Source organism: Brachybacterium sacelli, assembly GCF_017876545.1.
Classification (GTDB): domain Bacteria; phylum Actinomycetota; class Actinomycetes; order Actinomycetales; family Dermabacteraceae; genus Brachybacterium; species Brachybacterium sacelli.
This window is the reverse complement of the sequence record NZ_JAGIOD010000001.1, coordinates 2,574,408-2,596,268: the sequence shown is the minus strand read 5'-3', so window position 1 is coordinate 2,596,268 and position 21,861 is coordinate 2,574,408. Positions and strand designations below refer to the sequence as shown.

The following is a 21,861-nucleotide window of genomic DNA, read 5'->3' as shown; positions in this document are numbered from 1 at the left end:
ACCATGATCGTGCTCACCGGGGCGACAGGCGGTGTCGGCCGCGCCGTCGCGACGGCGCTGGCCGAGCGGGGCGCCCATCTGGTGCTGACCGCCCGGGACGGCGAGGCGCTCGAGGCCGTGGCCACGATGGTGCGCGAGCGCGGGGGCCGGGCGGTCGCGCACCCGTGCGATCTGCGGGACCAGCAGGCCGTCGCCGAACTGGCCGAGCGCATCCTCGCCGAGGACGGCGTCCCCGAGGCGGTGCTCAATCTGGCCGGCCACTGCGTGCACCGGGATCTCGAGGCGACCTTCGGCCGCCCCCACGACCTCGTGCGCCTGACCGGGACGAACCTGCTGGGTCCGGCCGCGCTGATCCTCGCCCTGCTGGCGCCGATGTGCGCGGCCGGACGAGGCCGGATCGTCGCGGTCACCAGCGCCTCCACCCGGATCCCGGCCCCGGGGTGGGCTGCCTACGGCGCCTCGAAGGCCGGCCTGGACTCCTGGTTGCGGGCGATCCGTCCGCAGGCCGAGGCCCAGGGCGTCGGGGTGGCGATCGTCGAGTTGCCGCTGGTCGCGACCTCGATGGCCACGCCGACCTACGGCTCCTCGCCGCGCGGCGCCCTCGAACCCTCGCAGGCCGCCGCCCGGGTGCTGCGAGCCCTGGACTCCCGGCGCACCCTGGTCTCCCCACCCTGGTCCCGGCTCGGTGCGGTCCTCTCCCAGGCCGCTCCCGCCCTCACCGCGCGCGCCGCCGGTGCCGGGTCCCGGGTCGCGCAGCGTCTCTCCCGGCGCGAGACCGGATCCGGAAGCGGGTCCCTGCGATGAGACTGCTGCGGACCTCCACCGCCCTGCGAGCCCGCGTCGCGCTGCGGTCCCGGGGCGTGGTGCTCGTCGACCGTTTCGGGGAGCTGACCGCGGCGGAACTGCTGGATCAGGTCCGACTGCTCGGGCACCGCCCCGGCCGCGCCCCGCATCCTGGTCACGCGCGCGGCCTGGCCACCCTGCCGTCCACCGCCTCGCTGCGACAGGTGCTGGTCACGGCGCTGGCCGGCGACGGCACCCTGGATCTGCGCTCGAGCGGCACCACGGGCGACCCCCGTACCCTGCGGCGCGGCGCGCTCTCACCCGCCCAGCTCACCACCCTCCTGGATCTCGCCCGGCGCATCGGCCTGCGTCCGGGCCGGCGGGTGGCCAGCCTCGCACCGGGGGTGCACGGGCACGGGCTGCTGGTGGCGCTCGGCGCCCTCGCACTGGGTGCCCCGTTGATCGACCTCTCCCACCTGCCGGCGCCGGAGCGCGTCGCTCTGCTGCACCGGGCGCCCCCGGCGCTGCTGACCGGGGTTCCGGTGCACCTGGTGGACCTCCTGCACGCGGATCAGGAGGGCGCCGGCAACCGTCCGCTGCGGATCCCGCGCATCGTCTCCGGCTCCGACCTGCTCGCCGAGCCCCTGCAGGCGGACCTCGCCCGGCACTTCCACGCCCGGGTCCACGACGTCTACGGCACCACCGAGACCGGTCCCCTGGCCGTCGACGGGCGGCCGCTGCGCGGCGTGCGGCTGCGTGAGCGGGACGGCCTGCTGCGCGCCCGGACCTCCTTCACCCGGGGGCGCACCCTGATCACCGATCGGGGTCGGATCGGCCCCGACGGAGGGATCGAGGTGACCGGTCGGGCGGACGGCGCCGTCTCCTCGGGAGGGATGCTCCATGACCCCGGGGCGGTCGCCCACCTGCTGCGCATCCAGCCCGGGATCACCGCGGTGCAGCTGCGGGTGGTGCACGATCCACGGGTCGGCTCCCGCACGATCGCCGAGGTCACGCTCGCCCACGCAGTGACCTCGAACGCCTCCCCGGGGCCCGAGGAGCTGCGGGCGCTGGTACGCGATCGGCTCGGCGCGGCGTCCGTGCCGCGCGAGGTGCGCATCAGCAGTCCGGGACGCTGACCGGGACCGCGGTGACCGCGAGCCCGCCCATCGCGGTCTCCTTGTAGCGCGCGCTCATGTCCGCGCCCGTCTGGCGCATGGTCTCGATGACCGTGTCCAGGGAGACGAAGTGCTCGCCGGTGCCGCGCAGCGCGAAGCGGGCCGCGGTGATCGCCTTGACCGCGGCCATGGCGTTGCGCTCGATGCACGGCACCTGCACCAGGCCCCCCACGGGATCGCAGGTGAGGCCGAGGTTGTGCTCCATCGCGATCTCGGCGGCGTTCTCCACCTGGGCGGGCTTGCCGCCCATCGCCTCGCACAGCGCGGCCGCGGCCATCGAGCAGGCAGAGCCCACCTCACCCTGGCACCCGACCTCAGCGCCGGAGATCGAGGCGTGCTCCTTGTACAGCGAGCCGATCGCCCCGGCCGTGAGCAGGAACCGCACCGCGATCTCGTCGGGGTCGACGCCCTCGATGTAGGTGGTGGCGAAGTGGAGCACGGCGGGGATGATGCCCGCCGCGCCGTTGGTGGGTGCGGTGACGACCCGGCCGCCGGCGGCGTTCTCCTCGTTGACGGCCAGCGCCGCGAGCGAGACCCATTCGAAGGCGTTCATCGGCAAGCGGACGGGATCCTCGGCACTCAGGGCGTCGTACCAGGACGACGCCCGTCGCTTGACCTCCAGCCCGCCGGGGAGCAGGCCGCTGGTGGTGATGCCGCGTTCGATGCTCTCGCGCATGGCGTGCCAGATCGCGAGCACGCCGGCCCGGATCTCCTCGTCGCTGCGCCATTGGCCCTCGCGCAGCAGCATCGCCTCGGAGAGGGAGATGCCGCGGTCCTCGCACACCCGCAGCAGCTCGTCACCCGTGGTGAAGATGGCTCGCCCCTCCCCTTCGGCCGCGACCTCGGCGATCGAGCGGTCCATGTCGGCCTCGTCGACCACGAAGCCGCCGCCGACGGAGAACATCGTTCGACGCTGGACCTCCTGGCCCTGCGCGTCCAGTGCCAGGAAGGTCATGCCGTTGGAGTGCTGGGGCAGGACGGTCAGCGGATGCAGCGTGATCGAGGACGGCCGCAGTCCCACCTCGAGCACCCCGTCCAGGAGCAGCCCGCCCTCGGCCTCGATCCGCGCCACCCGCTCCCGACCCGCCACCGGGTCCACGGTCTCGGGGTCGGCGCCCTCGAGCCCCATCACCACGGCGTCCAGGGTGCCGTGCCCTTCGCCGGTCGCGGCGAGGGAACCGTACAAGTCCACGGCGACGTCGGCGACCCGGGGCCCGAGGTGCTCGTCGGCGAGGAGCTCCCGGGCGAACTGCGCGGCGGCGCGCATGGGACCGACCGTGTGGGAGCTGGAGGGCCCGATCCCGATCTTGAACATGTCGAAGGTGCTGATGCTCACCGGGGGCCGCCTCGACGACGGCCGTCGCTGCGGCCGCCCGCGCCGCCCTTGCCCGAGCTCCCCGTGCCGCCGCCTCCCTTGCCGGAGCCTCTCTTGCCGGCGCCTCCCTTGCCGGAGCCTCTCTTGCCGGCGCCGCCTCGGCCGGAGTTGCCCTTGCCGGCGCCACCTCTGCCGCCGCCCTTCCCGGCGCTGCCCGCGCCGCGGCGCGTGCCCGCGCCCCCGCGGCCCGCACTCCTGCCCCGGCGGGGTTCGGGCTCCTCCTCCCAGGAGGCCCTCCGCTCCTCGTTGGCCCGCCGTTCCTCGGCGCGTCGGGCATCCGCTCCGCCGCGGCGGGAGAGATCGAGCTTGCGCGGGGCACCCTTGTACTTCACCAACGTCGGGTCATCGGCCGGCTCGCCCGCCGGAGTACGGCCGCCGAGCTCCTCGAGCGCGGGATCCGCGGCACTGGCCACCTCGGCCCAGCCCGCTTCGACGTCGGCCTCACCGACGACGCGACGGGTCTTCGAGGTCTGATGCGGCAGGGCCAGGGTGACCACCACGCCGGCGGCGCCGGCCCGGGCGGTGCGGCCGGAGCGGTGCACGTACTCCTTGACGTCGTCGGAGGGGTCGACGTGGACGACCATGCCCACGTCGTCGATGTGCAGCCCGCGCGCCGCGACGTCGGTCGCGACCAGCACCGGGAACGCACCCTCGCGGAAACCGGCCAGCACGTTCGTGCGCAGTCCCTGCTGCTTGTTGCCGTGCAGGGCCGCGGCCGGCACCCCGACCTCCACCAGCTCCTGCGCGACCCGCTCGGCGCCGAGCTGGGTCCGGGTGAACATCAGCGTGCGCCCCGGACGGGCTCCGAGCTGCGCCGTCACCTCCCGCTTCGCGGAGGGCTCGATGGCGAGCACGTGATGGTCCATGGAGGCCACCGCCGCGGCGACGGGCGTGGTCTCGTGGCTGACGGGGTCCACCAGGAAGGCGTCGACGATCTCCTCGACCTGGCCGTCGAGGGTGGCCGAGAACAGCATCTTCTGCGTGCCCATGGGGGTGGCGGCCAGGATGTCGCGCACGTCGGGGAGGAACCCGAGGTCGGCCATGTGATCGGCCTCGTCGACGACGGTGGTCTCCACCAGATCGAGCTGCAGGGCGCCGCGCTCGGCCAGGTCGATCAACCGGCCCGGTGTCGCGACGATGATCCCCACGCCCCGGGCGACGGCGTCGGCCTGCTTCTCGATGTTCATGCCGCCCGAGACCAGCTGCGCCGTGAGTCCGACCGCGCGGGCGAACGGGTGGATGGTGTCGACGACCTGGACCGCGAGCTCACGGGTGGGCACCAGCACCACGCCCAGAGGCCGCTTGCGGTGCACTTTGCGCCCTCGGAAGCGGGAGGTCATCGCCAGGGCGAAGGCGAGGGTCTTGCCGGAACCGGTCTCGGCGCGGGCCAGCACGTCGCGGCCGGCGAGCGCATCGGGCAGGATCGCGGACTGGATCTCGAAGGCATGCGCGAGCCCCTGTTCGGCGAGGACGCCGAGCAGCTCATCGGGCAGCGCCATGTCCTCGAACCGCTCCGAGCGGTGGGCGGAGCGGCGACGGGCCTTGGGCATGGTGATCCTCCTGACGATGCGGACCCGCCCATCATCGCGCATGTGCGGGACATGGGATAATGGCAGGACGATGTTGCGCACTCTCATGACCTCGAAGATCCATCGGGCCACGGTCACGCAGGCGGACCTGCACTACGTGGGCTCGGTGACGATCGACCCCGACCTCACGGAGGCCGCGGGTCTGGTCGAGAACGAGCAGGTCTCGATCGTGGACATCACCAATGGTCATCGCCTCGTCACCTACGTGATCGAGGGCGAGCGCGGAAGCGGGGTGATCGGGATCAACGGTGCGGCCGCCCATCTGGTCACCCCCGGCGACCTCGTGATCGTCATGGCCTACGGGCAGCTCGACGAGAGCGAGATCTCCACCTACCGCCCCCGCGTGGTCCACGTCGACGAGAGCAATCGCATCGTCGCGCTCGGGGCCGACGGCGCCGAGCCGGTGCCCGGCATGCCCGACCAGGTCTGCGGACGCGCCTCGCGCGGCATCCGCTGAGGTCAGCTCCCCCCACCCTCCGGCGCCCCTCGCCGAGTCCCCGGCAGGGCAACCCGTGGACACCGGAAGCCCCTTTCCTGCATGCCCTCTAGGATCGACCGAGTGATACCGCCTCGTCCCCGCCGCCTGCCGTGACCGGGGTCCTGGCCGGCTTCTTCATCGTCTGGTCGCTCATCGCGGTGGGCTGGGTGGCCGGCCGCACCGGCGTCCTCGGCCCGCACGGCCGGTACGTCCTGAACCGGACGACGTTCTTCATCGCCTCTCCTGCGCTCGTCCTCATCGGTCTGCTGGAGGCCGACGTCCGTGAGGTGCTGTCGGTCCCGATGGCCGTGGCCGCGATCTCCGGCCTGACCACCGGGGCCCTGCTGGTGCTCGTGCTGCGGGTGTTCACCGCCCGCCGAGGCACCGAGCTGCTGGTCGCAGCGATCAGCGGCTCCGTCGTCAACGCCGCGAACATGGGCTTCCCGATCGCCGCCTACGTGCTCGGGGACATCTCCCACGCGCTGCCGGTGATCCTGTTCCAGATGGGCGTGTACAACCCCCTGTACCTGTTCGTGCTGCACCAGCGGAGCGAGAAGGAGTCGATGGGACCCGGCGGGGTGTTCCGCAGCATCGCCGCGAACCCGACGATCGTGGCCGCGGCGATCGGCCTGGTCCTCACCCTGGCCGGGGCGCAGATCCCCGAGGTGGTGCTCGAACCGGTCCAGTCGCTGGCCGACATGGCCATCCCCGCCATGCTGCTGGCCTACGGACTCTCCCTGCACGGCTCCCGCCCGCTCGCGAAAGACGACGGGTATCGCGGCCTGATCGCCGTCGCCTCGAGCGCGAAGCTGCTGGCGATGCCGCTGATCGCGCTGGGCGTCGGCCTGCTGTTCGGGCTCTCGGGGCATTCCCTGTACGAGGTGGTGGTGATGGCGGCCCTGCCCACCGCCCAGAACGTGTACGTCGCGGCGGCCCGCTACCGCGCCGCCGAGAACCTCGCGCGCGACACCGTCCTGATCACCACCATCGGCACGGTGTTGGTGCTGCTGCTGATCTCCGGCCTGCTCGGGGTCTGATCCCGGGCGGGCCCGGGGACCGGTCGTGGGTGCGCTGCCCGCGAGGCCCCGACGGGCACCGCTGACCGTCGGCCGCGCCTACGCCGTTCCCGGCGCCACGGTCCCGGGGGCGAGCTCCTGCTCGAGGAAGAGGCTGGCCGCCCCGATGGCGCCGACGTCGTCGCCCAGGTGCGAGGACTCCACCACGCCGCCGCTGCTCGCCAGCCAGTCCCCCAGAGCGTCGCGGACCTCCGCCTCACCGACATCCCGCAGCGCGGGCCAGGTGGGTCCGCCGATGATGATCCGCTGCGGGTCGTGCACCCCGGCGAGGATCCGCATCGCCTCGCCGAGCGCGCCCGCATGGGAGCCGATGATGTCCCGGGCCGGGGCTGAGCCGGCAGCGGCTGCGGCCGAGAGCGCCTCGAGTGCCGCTGTGGTCCCGGAGGACTCGGACACCTCGACCCCTGCGTCATGGGCCGCGCCGACCAGCACGTGCGCATCGGTGTACAGGCACAGGCAGCCGTGGCGGCCGCAGATGCAGTGCTGGTCGGCGCGCCCGATGGGCAGGTGCCCGATCTCCCCGGCCTGGGTCGTGCCCCCGCGGTGGACCCGCCCACCCCCGCTGACCGCCGAGCCCACCCCGTGACCGACGTACATGTACAGCACGGTCTGGGAGGTCTCGAGGTGGCGTGACCAGATCTCCCCGGTCAGTGCGGCGTTGGTGTCCTTGTCCAGCGTCGCGGGCAGTCCGGTCACCGCGCTCAGCGCATCCACCACGGGCACGTCCCGCCAGCCCGGGATCCAGGGCGGGTCCCGCAGGATCCCGGCATCGGCGTCGAGCCCGGCAGGGGCCGCGATCCCGATCCCCAGCAGACGGCGGTGGGTGGAGGGCTCGCCCTCGCCCGGTGCCGGAACGCTCGCCCCCAGCGAGCGGCTCAGCTCGGCGATGGCCGCGGCGACCCGTTCGAGGTCCGCACGGGGATCCTCCGTCGGCGGCGCGAGCGTCGTACGGGCCACCGGGCGCGCCGCCAGGTCGCAGATCACCACCGCGATGTGCGCGGGGTCGAGGTGCACCCCGATCGCCAGCCGGGCGTCCGCGACCACCCGCAGCAGGGTGTGCGGCTTGCCCGGTCCCGAGATCCGCCGGCCCGCCTGCTCCACCAGGCCGTCGGCCATCAGGCGCCGGGTGATCAGCGAGACCGCCTGGCGCGAGAGATGGCTGAGCCGGACCACGTCCGACTGGCCGATCCCCTGCGGGGCGCTGCGGATCGTCTGCAGGACCAGCTTCTCGTTGAACGCGCCGATGTCCGTCATCGATGAGCCGCGCACAGGACCCCCCTCTCCGACCGCCGAGGCGAGTGCTTAAGCGGTTATTGCATTAGTCCATCGGTGTGAGTAACCTACCTCACACGGGACGACGCGGCCCGGATCTCCAGTGCGACCGCGAGGGCACCGACGCCCACTGTTCCCGCATCACCGCACCGATAGCGGTGCGGCGAGTACCGAAGGGAGAGCGATGAGCGTGAGCGACGCCGTCGCGGCGGACACCCCCCCGGGCCGGATCATCCGGTTCCGCCGCTGACCTCACTGCACGGAGCGGGCCAGGGGCCCGCGACGGCACCACGGGAGGGGCCACGGGCAAGCGGAAGCTCACGGGGCGGGAGAAACGGAACCTCCGGACCGGACTGCTGTTCATCTCGCCCTGGATCATCGGGGTCGCGGTCTTCGTCATCTACCCTCTGATCTACTCCTTCGTGATCAGCCTGACCCAGTACTCCGGCATGCAGTCCCCGACGTTCATCGGGTTCCAGAACTACATCGCCGCCTTCGTCGATCCGCTGGTGCACACCGCGGTCGGCAACACCGTGTACTACATGCTCCTCGCCGTGCCGATCGGACTCGTGGTGGCGCTGCTGCTGGCGCTGGCGATGAACCGCAACGTGCGCGAGGTCGCGCTCTACCGCACGCTGCTCTACCTGCCCTCGCTGATCCCGATGTTCGCCCTGTCGTTCATCTTCATCGTGTTCGTGAACCCGAACTTCGGCATCGTCAACCAGTTCCTGGGGCTGTTCGGGATGCCGGCCACAAACCTGCTGGGCGAACCGCGCTACGCGAAGATCGTCATGATCGTGATGGCCCAGCTCGGCGCCGGCAATGCAGCGCTGATCTATCTCGCAGGGCTCCGGAACATCCCCGACACCTTGTACGAGGCCGCTCGCATCGACGGTGCCGGCAGGTTCCGCCAGTTCATGTCGATCACAGTCCCCCTGCTGACCCCGACGATCCTGTTCAACCTGATCACCGGTGTCTCCGGCGCGATGATGGTGTTCACCGAGGCCTTCATCATGACCGACGGCGGCCCGGACAACTCCACGCTGTTCTACATGCTGTACCTCTGGCGCAACGCCTTCTCCTACGGGCAGTTGGGCTTCGCCTCCGCCCTGGCCGTGCTGCTGTTCCTGTTCGGCATGCTGCTCGCCGGACTCATCTACTGGCTCTCACGCCGGTTCGTGAACTACGACGTGTCGGCCGGCTGAGGAACTGAGGTATATCGATATGGCTCTCAACACTCTCGACTCCGGGACCAAGGACCTCGGCAGCGCCCCGAAGCTCAAGTCTCGCTCGAACTACGGGCGCAATGCCGACGGCTCCCGCCCCACTGGCGTCAGTGCCTGGATCTCACGCCTGGTCATGCTTGCGGTGCTGCTGCTGTTCTCCCTGCCCCTGTATTGGATGCTCATCTCGGCGCTGAAGACACCGGAGGAGCTGGCCCAGTTCCCGCCGACCCTGTTCCCCACCGAGTTCAGGTGGGAGAACTTCTCCGACGCGGTCACGGTGATGCCGTTCTGGACCTTCTTCCGCAACAGCGCGATCATCACGATCAGCGTCGTCGTCTTCAGCGTGGTCTCGAACTTCGTCGTCGCCTACGGTTTCGCGTGCGTCGACTGGCCGGGGCGCAACAAGGTGTTCTTCGTCGTGCTGGCCACGCTGTTCCTGCCCTTCCCGGTGACCCTGATCCCCATGTTCGACATGTGGGCGGCGCTCGGGTTCGTCAACACCTGGGTCCCGCTGATCGCCCCGGCGCTGTTCGCCGGAGGATTCTTCACCTTCCTGCTGCGCCAGTTCATGCTGCAGACCCCGAAAGACATGCTCGACGCCGCGCGGGTCGACGGAGCCAGCGAGTGGACGATCGCCTGGCGCATCGTGTTCCCCACGGCACGTCCGGCCGTCACCGTGATCGCGATCTTCTCCGCGGTGGGCACCTGGAACGACTTCATGGGCCCGTTGATCTACCTGCAGGACCAGAGCAAGCAGACGCTCTCCATCGGTATGGAGGTCTTCCGCTCCGTGAACTCACAAGACGTCCAGTTCAACCTGCTCATGGCCGCCTCGTTCCTGGTCCTGCTGCCGTTGGTGATCCTGTTCTTCATCTTCCAGCGCTACTTCGTCAGCGGCATCACCCTCGGAGGTTTCAAGTGATCGATCGTCGAACTCTGCTGCGCGCCCTCGGCGCCGGCGCCAGCGTCACCGTCGCGGGCGGCTCGATCGTCGGCTGCACGAGCCGTCCTGTTGGCGATGACCGGGATCCCAACACCGTGCGCGTCTGGGGCATTTGGGCCTCCGACGCCGAGAAAGAGGCCCAGGTCGTCGAGGCATTCACCGAGCAGAACCCCGATGTGAAGATCGAAATCTCCCAGGTGCCCTCGAATGGCCAGGGCGACGCCTCCAGCGCGATCACCGCCGTGCGCGGCCGCACCGGTCCGGACGTCTACTTCATGGACCGGTTCAATGGAGCTCAGTTCGCCTCCCTTGGTCTGCTCGAGCCCCTCGACGGCCTCATCGAGGAGCACGAGGACGTCAGCGTCGAGGAATTCATGGCCGGTTGGGTCAAGTTCGCCACCGACGAGCTGTACTACGACGGCCAGTACTACGGGCTTCCGATGGATACCGACACCCGCGGGATGTACGTGAATCTGGGACTGGCCGACGAGGCAGGCATCGACCGGTCGCTGCTCGACCCGGCCAACGGCCCTATGTCCTACGAACAGCTGTGGGAGATCAACGATGCCTTCAACGTGCAGGACGAGCGTGGCACCTATGAGCGGGTGACTTGGGTCCCCTGGGACGATCAGGCCTCTCTGCTGATGTGGGCCATGGCCAATGACGTCACCTTCTTCTCCAACGAGACCTGCCATACGCTGCTGGACTCCCCGGAGATGCTGGGCGTGGCAGAGATGTACGCCGGCTGGATCGAGCGACTGGACTTCCCGCGGCTGGATGCGTTCAAAGCGACGTACCAACCGGAGAACGCCCCGCCGACGCAGACCTCCTTCTTCTCGGACCGTCAGCTGTTCCAGATCACCGGCCCCTGGGGCGTGCAAGGGCAGGCTGACTACAAGCCGGACATGGAGTACACGGTCACCCACCTGCCGGTTCCGAATGAGGGCGACGAGCCCTTCACCTGGGCGGGCGGCTTCGCCCTGACGATGCCCAAGGGGGCGAGCATGTCCAAGGCCGCCTGGGACTTCTTCAAGTTCTACGCCGGCTATGAGGGCCAGAAGATCCTCATGCCGCAGATCAGCCGCATCCCCACGAACATCGAGACCGTCAAGGATCCGGAGGGCTGGAACCGGGACATCAAGTTCTTCGTGGAGCTGCTGGGCGTGGCCAGGTCGCGGCCGCCGTTGCCAGTGGGGACGAAGCTGTGGGACGCCATGATGACAATGCAGGGCAGCCTCAACCAGGCCTCGGACACTCCGGAGAACCTGGTGAAGGAAGCTCAGCAGTACGTTGACCCGACAATGCAGCAGTTCTGTCCGATCACGCTCCCCGAGGGCTTCGGGGAGCCGGACCCGAATTTCCCGGTCGAAGAGGTACCAGGCTCCTGATCGTCCGTCCGCCCGCCTGGTCTTGGCCTCTCAGCAGGATCCGGACCGCCGCCCCGCCGACGGGTTGTTTCAGACGCGATCCGAAGTGCGACCGGAGGAGAGGCCCGTTGCCGCCTTCGCACGCGTCGTCGGCGACTCACTTCCTCATCAGCGACATCAGACTTGGAGAGTAAGAGTGATCGATCGTCGATCCCTGCTGCGCGCCATCGGCGCCGGCGCCGGTGTCACCATCGCGGGCGGCTCGATCGTCGGGTGCAGTAATCCCGTCGGTGAGGACCGCGACCCTAACACCGTGCGACTTTGGGGCATTGGAGCTGCAGATTCGGACAAAGAAGCTAAGGTCATCGAGGCTTTCACCGAACAACATCCGGACGTGAAGATCGAGGTGTCCCAGGTGCCGTCCAACGGCGAGGGTGACGCCTCCGGAGCAATCACTGCTGTGCGCGGCAGAACTGGTCCGGACATCTACTGGATGGATCGCTTCAACAGTCCACAATTTGCCTCCCTCGGACTCCTCGAACCCATCGACGGCCTCATCGAGGAGTACGAGGGAGTCAGTGCCGAGGAGTTCATGTCCGGGTGGATCAAATTCGCCGCCGACGAACTGTACTACGACGGCCAGTACTACGGGCTGCCAGTAAGTACCGACACTCGTGCCGTGTACGTGAACATGGATCTAGTGAATGACGCCGGCCTCGACCCCGTACTCTTCGACCCGAAGAACGGACCGTTGTCCTATGAGCAGGTGTGGGAGATCAACGACTCCTTCAACGTGCAGGACAAGAACGGAACCTACGAACGGGTGACCTGGATCCCTTGGGACGATCAGGCGAAGCTGATCGTCTGGGCGATGGCCGCTGACGTCCCCTTCTTCTCCAACGAGACCTGCCGCATGCTGCTGGACTCGCCCGAGATGCTGGCCGTGGCAGAGATGTACGCCGGCTGGATCGAGCGACTGGACTTCCCGCGGCTGGATGCGTTCAAAGCGACGTACCAACCGGAGAACGCCCCGCCGACGCAGACCTCCTTCTTCTCGGGCCGCCAGTTGCTCCAGATCACCAATCCATCGGGTGTCCAGGCTCTCGCGGATTACAAGCCCGACATGAATTATGCCGTCACTTACCTCCCCGTCCCCGACGAGGGAACCGACCCCTACAGCTGGTCGGGCGGATTTGCTCTTTCCATGCCCAAGGGATCCAGTATGTCCAGGGCCGCCTGGGAATTTCTCAAGTTCTACGCAGGACCAGAGGGACAGAAGATCCTCACTCCACAATTGGCCAGCATACCCACCCATCTTGAAACAATCGCCGATCCCGCGGGGTGGAATCCTGACATAGCGTTCTTCGTAGAACTCTTGGACGTCACCAGATCCAGGCCCCCACTGCCAGTCGGTACGAAGCTCTGGGACGCGATGGAGACGATGCAGGGCAGCCTCACCCAGGCCTCGGACACTCCCGAGCACCTGGTGAAGGAGGCCCAGCAGTACGTGGACCCGACGATGCAGCAGTTCTGCCCGTTCCGGCTCCCGGACGGTTTCGGCGAACCTGACCCGAACCTACGGATGCCCAAGCGCTGAATCCTCTGTGGAGGCAACGAGCCCCTCCGACGAGCCGGTGTCCCCGCACCCCTGCCGAGACCCTTCCTCGGGTCGCGGCAGGGGCACGGTAGGATGCAGGCGTGACTCGACGGCTCCTGCTTAGGCAGCCGCATCGGACAAGGCCCGCGCCGGCCCTGCGCACCTGAAGCGCCTGCGGTGCGCACCTGTGGGCACCGGTGCGGCTCCCCTCGCCTGCGCGGGGGTTTTTTCATGTCACGAGACGCCTGGCGGCACCTGCCGCACTGATCCTCCGGAGGACGATTCACTCATGAGCGAGGCCCCGCACCGTTACACCGCCTCGGTGGCCGACGAGATCGAGCGGCGCTGGCAGCGGCGCTGGGACGAGGACGGCACCTTCCACGCCGACAACCCGGTGGGGTCCCTGCGCGGCAGCGCCGAGACGCTCGAGCAGGCCGCGAGCGCTGCCTCCGGTGGCCATGCCGAGAAGATGTACATCATGGACATGTTCCCGTATCCCTCGGGGGCGGGGTTGCACGTGGGCCATCCGCTGGGATACATCGCGACCGACGTGATCGCCCGCCACCAGCGCATGCTGGGCAAGAACGTGCTGTACACGATGGGCTACGACGCCTTCGGGCTGCCGGCCGAGCAGTACGCGGTCCAGACCGGGACGCATCCACGCACCACGACCGAAGCGAACGTGGCGACCATGCGCCGCCAGCTGCACCGCCTGGGGCTGTCCCATGACTCGCGGCGCTCCCTGGCCACGACCGATCCGGAGTTCGTGAAGTGGACGCAGTGGATCTTCCTGCAGATCTTCGACTCCTGGTACGACCCTTCGGCCCCGAACGCCGACGGCATCACCGGGAAGGCGCGTCCCATCGCGGAGCTGCGCGACGAGCTGCGCGCGGGGCGCGTCGACCCCTTCGCGCTAGCCGACCGCCAGGGCGTCGAGCTGCCCGCGGCCTGGGCGGGGCGTGCGGCCGCGGACGTGCCCGGCGCCACCGAGGCGGAGATCGCGGACCTGGCCCATGCTTTCCGCCTGGCGTACATCTCCGAGACGCCGGTGAACTGGTGCCCGGGCCTGGGCACCGTGCTGGCCAACGAGGAGGTCACCGCCGAGGGACGCTCCGAGCGCGGCAACTTCCCCGTCTTCCGCAGCCGCCTGCGCCAGTGGAACATGCGCATCACCGCCTACGGCGACCGTCTGATCGATGACCTGGAGCGGGTGGACTGGCCGGAGTCGATCCGCACGATGCAGCGCAACTGGATCGGTCGCAGTCACGGTGCGCAGATCACCTTCCCCGTCCCCGCTCTGGAGGACGCGACCTTCGACGTCTTCACCACCCGCGCGGACACCCTGTTCGGGGCCACCTTCTGTGTGCTCTCGCCGGAGCACCCGCTGCTGGCGGACCCGTCGGCGCTGCCGGCGCAGTGGCCCGAGGGCACCCACGAGGCCTGGACCGCGGGCGCCGCCGGTCCGCGCGAGGCCGTCGAGGCCTACCGGGTGCGCGCCGCGGCTCTGGGCGAGGAGGAGCGCACGGCCGAGGGCCGGGAGAAGACCGGGGTGTTCACCGGCGTGTTCGCCACCAACCCGATGGACGGGCGGGAGCTGCCGGTGTTCACCGCGGACTACGTGCTGACCGGCTACGGGACCGGCGCCATCATGGCGGTCCCCGCCGAGGACGAGCGCGACTTCGAGTTCGCGACCAGGTTCGAGCTGCCGGTGATCCGCACAGTGCGCCCGCCCGAGGACTTCACCGGCGGCGCCTGGACCGGGGACGGCGTGAAGATCAACTCCGCCAGCGCCGGCCTGGACCTCAACGGCCTGGACAAGGACGAGGCGAAGGACCGCGCCACCGAGTACGCCCGGAGCGAGGGCTTCGGTCGCGCCCGCACCACCTACCGGCTGCGGGACTGGTTGTTCTCCCGGCAGCGGTACTGGGGTGAGCCGTTCCCGATCGTCTACGACCCCGAGCGCCCCGAGGTGCCGATCGCGCTGCCGGAGTCGATGCTGCCGGTGGACCTGCCGGAGGTCCCCGACTTCTCCCCCAAGACCTTCGATCCGATGGATGCGGACACCGAACCCCAGACCCCGCTGTCGCGGGCCACCGAGTGGGCCGAGGTCGAGCTGGACCTGGGAGAGGGGACCAAGCGCTACCTGCGCGAGACGAACACGATGCCGCAGTGGGCGGGATCGTCCTGGTACCACCTGCGCTACATCGACCCCACCGAGGACGACGTCCTGGTGCGGCCGGAGAACGAGGAGTACTGGCTGGGCCCGCGCACCTCCGGCGGCGTCGGCGGCGTGGATCTGTACGTCGGCGGGCAGGAGCATGCGGTGCTGCACCTGCTGTACGCGCGCTTCTGGCACAAGGTGCTGTTCGACCGCGGCATCGTCTCCAGCCAGGAGCCGTACCACCGCCTGTTCAACCAGGGCTACATCCAGGCCTACGCCTACACCGACTCCCGCGGTGTCTACGTCCCGGCGGAGGAGGTCGTCGTGGGCGAGGACGGCACCTACACCTACCAGGGCGAGCCCGTCACCCAGGAGTACGGGAAGATGGGCAAGTCGCTGAAGAACGCGGTGGCCCCGGACGACATGTACGAGGAGTACGGCGCGGACACCCTGCGGGTGTACGAGATGTCGATGGGCCCCCTGGACCTGTCGCGGCCCTGGGAGACCCGGGCCGTGGTCGGCTCGCAGCGGTTCCTGCAGCGGCTGTGGCGCCTGGTGGTCGATGAGGAGACCGGTGAGCTGTCGGCCTCGGACCAGCCGGCGGACCTGGCCACGAAGCAGGCCACGCATCGCACGATCGACGGCGTGGCCCGGGACATGTCCCAGATGCATTTCAACACCGCGATCGCGAAGCTGATCGAGCTGGTCAATCACCTGACCAAACTCGGTGCGTCTCCGCGCGAGGCCGTCGAACCCCTGGTGCTGATGGTCTCGCCGATGGCTCCGCACCTGGCCGAGGAGCTGTGGTCGCGACTGGGCCACGAGGGCTCGATCTCTCGGGCCGCCTACCCGGTCGCCGATCCCGAGCTGGTCAAGGCCGACGCCGTCACCTGCGTCATCCAGGTCAAGGGCAAGGTGCGCCACCGGATCGAGGTCGACCCGGAAATCTCCGAGGCCGATCTGGAGGCCCGGGTCATGGCCGAGGAGCGGGTCCAGGAGCTGCTCGAGGGACAGAGCATCCGCAAGGTCATCGTGCGCGCCCCGAAGATCGTGAACATCGTGGTCTGAGACGACGCCCGCGCCGCGCCCGACGGCTCCGGTCCCTGCGGGATCGGGGCCGTCGTGCTGCCGGGGCGCTGAATCGCGAGGCGCCACGGGCCGCCGACCGTGATCCTTCCTCCCCACACCGCGTTCATCCACAATCCGGGGCCGGCCCCGGCGCTGGGCATCCGGCTCTGTCTACGGTCACCGCATGAACACCTTCTGCGGATGCGACACCGAGAGCCTGGACGCGCTGGCCGAGCGCCTCCTGGCCGGGGCCGAGCGGATCGGCGGAGCGATCGAGCGGATACGTGCGACCTCCGCGGCGGTCGCCTGGTTCGGGCCGGATGCCATGGTGCATCAGCAGGCCACCGGTGCCGTCGCCGGCGAGGCCGCAGACCTCTGCATCGAACTGCGGGGCCGCGCGAAGCAGCTGCAGGAGGAATCTGCCCAGCAGACCGTCGCCTCACAGAGTGAGGGCGGTGCAGGTGAGGACCCTGTCGCGGCGGCGCAGGCCACGTGGCTCGCGCTGCTCACGGGCCCCCTCCGCCCCACGGGACCTCAGGACGGGCCCGAGATCGGTTTCCGGGCGCCGTTCGACGTCGAGGACATGCCCACCGTCACCTGGCCGGAGGGCCTGGGCGCCCCCGGGCCGTGGATGGGCGGGCCCTTCTCTCGTCAGGAACCGATCGATCCGTCCCGCTCGCTGCCCGAGGGCGAGGAGTTCGGCTTCACCGAGGAGGCTCTCGCCCACGGCCACGACTGGCGCCGCACGTTCTACAACACCAACCGGTACACGGCAGCGGCGCAGACCTTGATGGACGGTCACGACCTGATCGGCGAAGGACTGGATCGAGCCGAGTCCGCTCTGGTGGACGACGGCCACGAGGAGTTCGTGCCGCTGGTCGACCTGGCGCGGGTCCCCCACGACGTCTCCTCGCTGGTCGCCGGGGAGAACTCCCTGGTCGGCGACGTCACCGAGGGCATCGAGCACGTACTGGCGAACGGACATCAGACCAGCACCGAGGTGGCCGACGCCCTCGGGCACGGGGATGTCCTGGGCGCCGTGCGGGCCGGCGAGCGCGGCATCTACCGCCACCGGGGCGCCGTCACGGAGATCGCCCTGGCCGGCCAGGGCCCGCACATCCCCGCGGTCCTGGCCGACACGACCGGGCACACCGCCGATGCGATCGCTCCGATCAGCCCGGAAACCGCGGAAGGGCTGCGAACGGTGCAGGAGCGCAGCGAGGCCGTGAGCACCCGGCTCGAAGGGCGCCTCGAGGCCGCCACCGATACGGAGCAGTGGTACGACGCCCGCCGCCGCTACATGCCCATGCCGTGGGACCCGCAGGGGTGAGGCCCGCGCCCCGTGCCCCGCGGCGGTCTCACGCCTCCTCGGCGTACTCCGCCCCGCCCTCGGCATCCGCCGGCTCACTGTCCTCCTCGAGGACGGTGAGCTCGAGACCGCGACCGTCCGCGTCCGCGTCGACCACGACACTCTGGCCGTCGTGGACCTCACCCTTCAGGATCAGACGTGCCAGGGCGTCGCCGATCTCCTTCTGGACCAGCCGCTTCAGCGGGCGCGCCCCGTACATCGGGTCGAAGCCCTCGGCGGCGAGCCAGCGGGTGGCCGGTTCCTCGACGTCCAGGCTGATCCGCCGGTCCCTCAGACGCGCCGCGACCTCGGCGACCTGCAGGGTGACGATCCGCGAGAGCTGCTCGCGCGAGAGCGCATCGAACATCACGACGTCATCCAGGCGGTTGAGGAACTCGGGCTTGAACGACGCCCGCACCACCTGCATCACGCGCTCCTGCTTCTCGGCCGTCCCGAGCGTCGCATCCTGCAGCACGTGCGCCCCGAGATTCGAGGTGAGGATCAGGATCGTGTTGCGGAAGTCCACGGTGCGGCCCTGACCGTCGGTCAGGCGCCCGTCGTCGAGCACCTGCAGCAGCACGTCGAACACATCGGGGTGGGCCTTCTCGATCTCGTCGAGCAGCACCACCGAATAGGGACGTCGTCGCACGGCTTCGGTGAGCTGACCGCCCTCGTCGTAGCCGACGTACCCGGGAGGTGCACCGACCAGCCGGGAAACGGTGTGCTTCTCCCCGTACTCCGACATGTCGATGCGGATCATGGACCGCTCGTCGTCGAAGAGGAAGTCCGCCAGCGCCTTGGCGAGCTCGGTCTTGCCCACGCCCGTCGGACCGAGGAACAGGAACGAGCCGGTGGGACGGTTCGGGTCGGCGATCCCGGCGCGGGAGCGGCGCACCGCGTCGGAGACCTCCGCGACCGCACGCGTCTGCCCGATCAGCCGCCGGCCGATGATGTCCTCCATCTCCAGCAGCTTCTCGCTCTCGGCCTGCAGCAGGCGGCCGGCGGGGATGCCGGTCCAGCTGCCCACCACGTCGGCGATGTCATCCGGCCCGACGTGATCGGAGACCAGCGGCCGATCGCCGTCGAGGCCGCCGGCTGCCTCCTTCTCCTCGGCGTCCACGAGCTGCATCTTCAGTTCGGGGATGTCGCCGTAGAGGATCTTGGAGGCGGCCGTCAGATCGCCCTCGCGCTGGGCGCGATCAGCCTGCATGCGCAGCTTCTCGAGCCGGGCCTTGAGGTCGCCGACCAGGTTCAGTCCCGCCTTCTCCCGTTCCCAGCGGGCCGACAGCGTCGTCATCTGCTCGGTGCGGTCGGCGAGCTGGGAGCGCACCGACTCGAGCTGGGCGATGCTGCCGGCGTCCTCGCTGCCTTCCAGCGCCAGCTCCTCCATCTTCAGCCGGTCCACCTGCCGGCGCAGGATGTCCAGCTGCTCCGGCGAGGAGTCCAGCTCCATGCGCTGGCGAGAGGCGGCCTCGTCGACCAGGTCGATGGCCTTGTCCGGCAGCTGACGCCCGGAGATGTACCGATCCGAGAGCGTCGCCGCGGCCACCAGCGCGGCATCGGTGATCGAGACCTTGTGGTGGGCCTCGTACTTGTCCTTGAGGCCGCGCAGGATCGTGATGGAGTCCTCGACGCTGGGCTCGCCGACGAGGACCTGCTGGAACCGTCGCTCCAGGGCCGGGTCCTTCTCGATGTTCTCGCGGTACTCGTCCAGGGTGGTGGCTCCGACCATCCGCAGTTCGCCGCGGGCCAGCATCGGCTTGAGCATGTTGCCGGCATCCATCGAGCCGTCGCCGGTGCCCCCGGCACCGACCACCGTGTGGAGCTCGTCGATGAAGGTGATGATCTGCCCGTTGCTGGTACGGATCTCGTCGAGCACGGCCTTCATCCGCTCCTCGAACTCGCCGCGGTACTTCGATCCCGCCACCATCGAGGAGAGATCCAGGGAGATCAGGCGCTTGCCGCGCAACGAATCGGGGACGTCCCCGGCGACGATGCGCTGGGCGAGGCCCTCGACGACGGACGTCTTGCCCACGCCGGGTTCACCGATCAGCACGGGGTTGTTCTTGGTGCGGCGGCTCAGCACCTGGACGACACGGCGGATCTCGGCGTCGCGGCCGATCACCGGGTCCAGCCGGCCCTCCCGGGCCTGCTCGGTGAGGTCCACGCCGAACTTCTCCAGGCTCTGGAAGGTGCCTTCGGGGTTCTGGGAATCCATCTGGTTCATACGCTCATCTCCTGGGGTCAGTCGGGTCACGGCATCGCGGAGGGCGGACGGCGTCGCGCCGAGGTCGGCCAGCAGGCGTGCGGCCTCGTCCTTGCCGAGCGCGATGCCGATCATCAGGTGCTCGGTGGACAGGTAGGTCCGGTGCTGGGAGTCGGCCTCGTGCCGTGCCGCCTCGAGGGCGTCGAAGCCGGTGCCGACGAAGGTGGGTGTGGAGCTCGCTCCGGCCCCGCTGACCTGCGGGAGGGCGTGGACGGCCTGCTCGGCGCGAGCGGCGACGTCCTGGGGGTCCGCACCGACCTCGGCGAGCACCGAGCGACCGATGCCGTCGGGCTGGGTCGCCAGCACCCACAGCAGGTGCATCGAGCTGATCTGAGGGTTGCTGAGCTGGGCGGCCTTCTCCGCCGCCGCGGTCACGGCCTCCTGCGAGCGGGTGGTGAACTGGAACTCCACGATGCTCCTTCCCTGGGTCTGTGTGGTCTCGTCGGATGCAACGAAGCCAAGGTTGAGTCTATTCCGCTCAACTCTGTGCACGTCGGGCGGCCGTCCACATCCGCGCCGAGGCCCTCCCCGGATCGGCGATGATGAGGATGCGCCCCTGTAGCATCGCAGGGGACCAGGGCGCCGTCGCGTGTGGGGGCAAAGACGTCGGCGCGCCCCGGGCTCCCTCCCTGACCCCCGTCTCCCGCAGCCGAATCCGAGGCCCTCATGTCACAGACCCCGTACCAGCCGCCCGGTGGCCAGTACATGCCCAACGGGCGACCACGTCCCGGCGCCCCCTCCTCCGCCCCGGCCTCCCCGTCCTTCCAGTCCGACCCCCGGTACGTCGACTACGGCAACCCGCGCGCCTACGACACCTCCGTGCGCCCGGCCTCCGGGCTCACCGCGGCCCGCTACGCCCCCGCGCAGATCCAGCGGCCGGAGCAGGCGCAGCCGCAGTCGGCCTGGTCCACGCAGATGCGTCGGGTCCAGGAGGTCGCCCAGCACGGCTCCAAGCTCCCGACGGTGAGCATCCTGGTCTGGATCGCGGCCGTGGTCCTGGGCATCGCCCTGCTGCTGGTGCTGGGCTTCTTCTTCCTGCTGTTCGTCACCACCTCCAGCGCCAACCCCGTCTGGTGGCCGGTCACCGCCTTCATCGCCTCGTTCTCGCTGGTCGTGATCGCGCTGGTGATGACACTGGCGGACCGGTGGGATCCGCAGCCGTTCCCGCTGTTGGTCATCGCCGTGTTCTGGGGCGCCGCCATCGCCGCCTTCTCCAGTTACTGGATCAACTCCTTCAACTCCTGGCTGACGTGGATCGTCACCGGGAGCGAGGTCGCGGTGGCCTTCGTCGGGCCGGTGATCAGTGCTCCGCTGGTCGAGGAGACCACCAAGGGCCTGGGCCTGCTGCTGCTGATGGTGTTGGCCCGGCGGTACTTCAACGGACCGCTGGACGGGCTGATCTACGGCTCCTTGATCGGCGGAGGATTCGCCTTCACCGAGAACATCATCTACTACACCCGCGGGCTCGAGGAGGCCGGGGGTGCCGGCGTGCTGGTCATGTTCATCATGCGCGGTGTGCTGAACATCTTCGGCCACGCGATCTACACCTCCGCCACCGGCATCCTGGTCGGCTTCGTGGCCCGCAAGTGGGGCACCGCCATGGGCTTCCTGGTGTTCATCCCCGCACTGATCCCCGGCATGCTGCTGCACGGGATGTGGAACCTGGGCGCCACTGTCGGGGGCGGTCTGCTGTTCACGATCGTGCTCTTCGGCCTCGAGGCGGTCCTCTCCCTGCTGTGGATGGGCGTGATCGTCGCACTGATCTGGGACGAGTCACGACTGACCCGAGTGCGGCTGGGCGATTACGCCAATCAGGGCTGGCTCACCCACGAGGAGGTCGACATGCTCGCGACCTGGAAGGGACGGCGCGAGGGCAAGCGCTGGGCGAACCAGATCGGCGCCAAACCCGTGATGAAGAGATTCATCCGCGAGAGCGCGGATCTCGCCTCGATCCGCCAGAGACTGCTGGCCGACGGTGCGAATCCCAAGGTCACCTCCACCGAGACGCATCTGCTGGGGCGACTGACCAGCAACCGTCAGGAGCTGCTCTCCCACACCCGCTGAGCGGCGGCTCGGCACGACGGCCCGGGGTAGCGGCCCCGGGCCGTCGTGCGTTCTCGACGCCCTGGGACCTCGC

At 69.6% G+C, this 21,861-nt stretch carries 15 protein-coding genes; 11 read left to right on the top strand and 4 right to left on the bottom strand.

Features of this window, described 5'->3' with window-relative positions:
• Positions 1-3 precede the first annotated feature (3 nt).
• Both JOF43_RS11685 and JOF43_RS11680 read left to right on the top strand, forming a co-directional pair.
• Complete coding sequence (locus JOF43_RS11685; RefSeq protein WP_209902207.1) at positions 4-804, top strand: SDR family NAD(P)-dependent oxidoreductase; 801 nt, start codon at positions 4-6, stop codon at positions 802-804.
• A complete protein-coding gene (locus JOF43_RS11680) occupies positions 801-1,919 on the top strand; it encodes an AMP-binding protein (protein ID WP_209902205.1) in 1,119 nt (372 codons plus the stop codon). The genes JOF43_RS11685 and JOF43_RS11680 overlap by 4 nt, the downstream gene beginning before the upstream one ends.
• On the opposite strand, the gene JOF43_RS11675 is transcribed toward JOF43_RS11680, so the two are convergent.
• Positions 1,900-3,294: an L-serine ammonia-lyase gene (locus JOF43_RS11675; protein WP_342592161.1), complete on the bottom strand. Its 1,395-nt coding sequence runs from the start codon at positions 3,292-3,294 to the stop codon at positions 1,900-1,902. The two genes, JOF43_RS11680 and JOF43_RS11675, sit on opposite strands and share 20 nt — an antisense overlap.
• Positions 3,291-4,883: a DEAD/DEAH box helicase gene (locus tag JOF43_RS11670; RefSeq protein WP_209902203.1), complete on the bottom strand. Its 1,593-nt coding sequence runs from the start codon at positions 4,881-4,883 to the stop codon at positions 3,291-3,293. The genes JOF43_RS11675 and JOF43_RS11670 overlap by 4 nt, the downstream gene beginning before the upstream one ends.
• 70 nt (positions 4,884-4,953) lie before the next feature.
• Between JOF43_RS11670 and panD the strand changes: the two genes are divergently transcribed.
• Both panD and JOF43_RS11660 read left to right on the top strand, forming a co-directional pair.
• A complete protein-coding gene (gene panD / locus JOF43_RS11665; RefSeq protein ID WP_209902202.1) occupies positions 4,954-5,379 on the top strand; it encodes an aspartate 1-decarboxylase in 426 nt (141 codons plus the stop codon).
• A 131-nt stretch (positions 5,380-5,510) separates the two neighbouring features.
• Positions 5,511-6,437: an AEC family transporter gene (locus JOF43_RS11660; protein WP_209902200.1), complete on the top strand. Its 927-nt coding sequence runs from the start codon at positions 5,511-5,513 to the stop codon at positions 6,435-6,437.
• A gap of 78 nt (positions 6,438-6,515) precedes the next feature.
• On the opposite strand, the gene JOF43_RS11655 is transcribed toward JOF43_RS11660, so the two are convergent.
• Positions 6,516-7,730, bottom strand: a complete 1,215-nt coding sequence (locus JOF43_RS11655) for an ROK family transcriptional regulator (RefSeq protein ID WP_245354086.1) — start codon at positions 7,728-7,730, stop codon at positions 6,516-6,518.
• A 440-nt stretch (positions 7,731-8,170) separates the two neighbouring features.
• On the opposite strand from JOF43_RS11655, the gene JOF43_RS11650 reads away from it, so the two are divergent.
• From JOF43_RS11650 to JOF43_RS11625, 6 genes are all read left to right on the top strand, one after another.
• Complete coding sequence (locus JOF43_RS11650) at positions 8,171-8,953, top strand: carbohydrate ABC transporter permease (RefSeq protein WP_342592160.1); 783 nt, start codon at positions 8,171-8,173, stop codon at positions 8,951-8,953.
• 19 nt (positions 8,954-8,972) lie between these two features.
• Entirely contained in the window at positions 8,973-9,896 is a 924-nt protein-coding gene (locus tag JOF43_RS11645; RefSeq protein WP_209902197.1) for a carbohydrate ABC transporter permease, read from the top strand.
• Entirely contained in the window at positions 9,893-11,305 is a 1,413-nt protein-coding gene (locus JOF43_RS11640; RefSeq protein ID WP_209902195.1) for an extracellular solute-binding protein, read from the top strand. The genes JOF43_RS11645 and JOF43_RS11640 overlap by 4 nt, the downstream gene beginning before the upstream one ends.
• A gap of 175 nt (positions 11,306-11,480) precedes the next feature.
• Positions 11,481-12,881, top strand: a complete 1,401-nt coding sequence (locus tag JOF43_RS11635) for an extracellular solute-binding protein (RefSeq protein WP_209902194.1) — start codon at positions 11,481-11,483, stop codon at positions 12,879-12,881.
• A 289-nt stretch (positions 12,882-13,170) separates the two neighbouring features.
• Positions 13,171-16,110, top strand: a complete 2,940-nt coding sequence (gene leuS, locus JOF43_RS11630; protein ID WP_209902192.1) for a leucine--tRNA ligase — start codon at positions 13,171-13,173, stop codon at positions 16,108-16,110.
• 184 nt (positions 16,111-16,294) lie between these two features.
• Positions 16,295-17,440 carry a hypothetical protein gene (locus JOF43_RS11625; RefSeq protein ID WP_209902190.1) on the top strand — a complete coding sequence of 382 codons (1,146 nt, stop codon included), beginning with the start codon at positions 16,295-16,297 and terminating at the stop codon, positions 17,438-17,440.
• A gap of 28 nt (positions 17,441-17,468) precedes the next feature.
• Here JOF43_RS11625 and JOF43_RS11620 read toward each other — a convergent pair whose 3' ends face one another.
• A complete protein-coding gene (locus tag JOF43_RS11620) occupies positions 17,469-20,135 on the bottom strand; it encodes an ATP-dependent Clp protease ATP-binding subunit (protein WP_209902188.1) in 2,667 nt (888 codons plus the stop codon).
• A gap of 255 nt (positions 20,136-20,390) precedes the next feature.
• Between JOF43_RS11620 and JOF43_RS11615 the strand changes: the two genes are divergently transcribed.
• Positions 20,391-21,788 carry a PrsW family intramembrane metalloprotease gene (locus tag JOF43_RS11615; protein WP_209902186.1) on the top strand — a complete coding sequence of 466 codons (1,398 nt, stop codon included), beginning with the start codon at positions 20,391-20,393 and terminating at the stop codon, positions 21,786-21,788.
• The last annotated feature ends 73 nt before the right edge of the window (positions 21,789-21,861 follow it).

Bases quoted from the DNA above. Each gene is read 5' to 3' on its own strand.
- JOF43_RS11685 (WP_209902207.1), top strand. From the start codon at position 4: ATGATCGTGCTCACCGGGGCGACAGGCGGTGTCGGCCGCGCCGTCGCG.
- JOF43_RS11680 (WP_209902205.1), top strand. From the start codon at position 801: ATGAGACTGCTGCGGACCTCCACCGCCCTGCGAGCCCGCGTCGCGCTG.
- JOF43_RS11670 (WP_209902203.1), bottom strand. From the start codon at position 4,883: ATGCCCAAGGCCCGTCGCCGCTCCGCCCACCGCTCGGAGCGGTTCGAG.
- panD (WP_209902202.1), top strand. From the start codon at position 4,954: ATGTTGCGCACTCTCATGACCTCGAAGATCCATCGGGCCACGGTCACG.
- JOF43_RS11655 (WP_245354086.1), bottom strand. From the start codon at position 7,730: ATGACGGACATCGGCGCGTTCAACGAGAAGCTGGTCCTGCAGACGATC.
- JOF43_RS11645 (WP_209902197.1), top strand. From the start codon at position 8,973: ATGGCTCTCAACACTCTCGACTCCGGGACCAAGGACCTCGGCAGCGCC.
- leuS (WP_209902192.1), top strand. From the start codon at position 13,171: ATGAGCGAGGCCCCGCACCGTTACACCGCCTCGGTGGCCGACGAGATC.
- JOF43_RS11625 (WP_209902190.1), top strand. From the start codon at position 16,295: ATGAACACCTTCTGCGGATGCGACACCGAGAGCCTGGACGCGCTGGCC.
- JOF43_RS11615 (WP_209902186.1), top strand. From the start codon at position 20,391: ATGTCACAGACCCCGTACCAGCCGCCCGGTGGCCAGTACATGCCCAAC.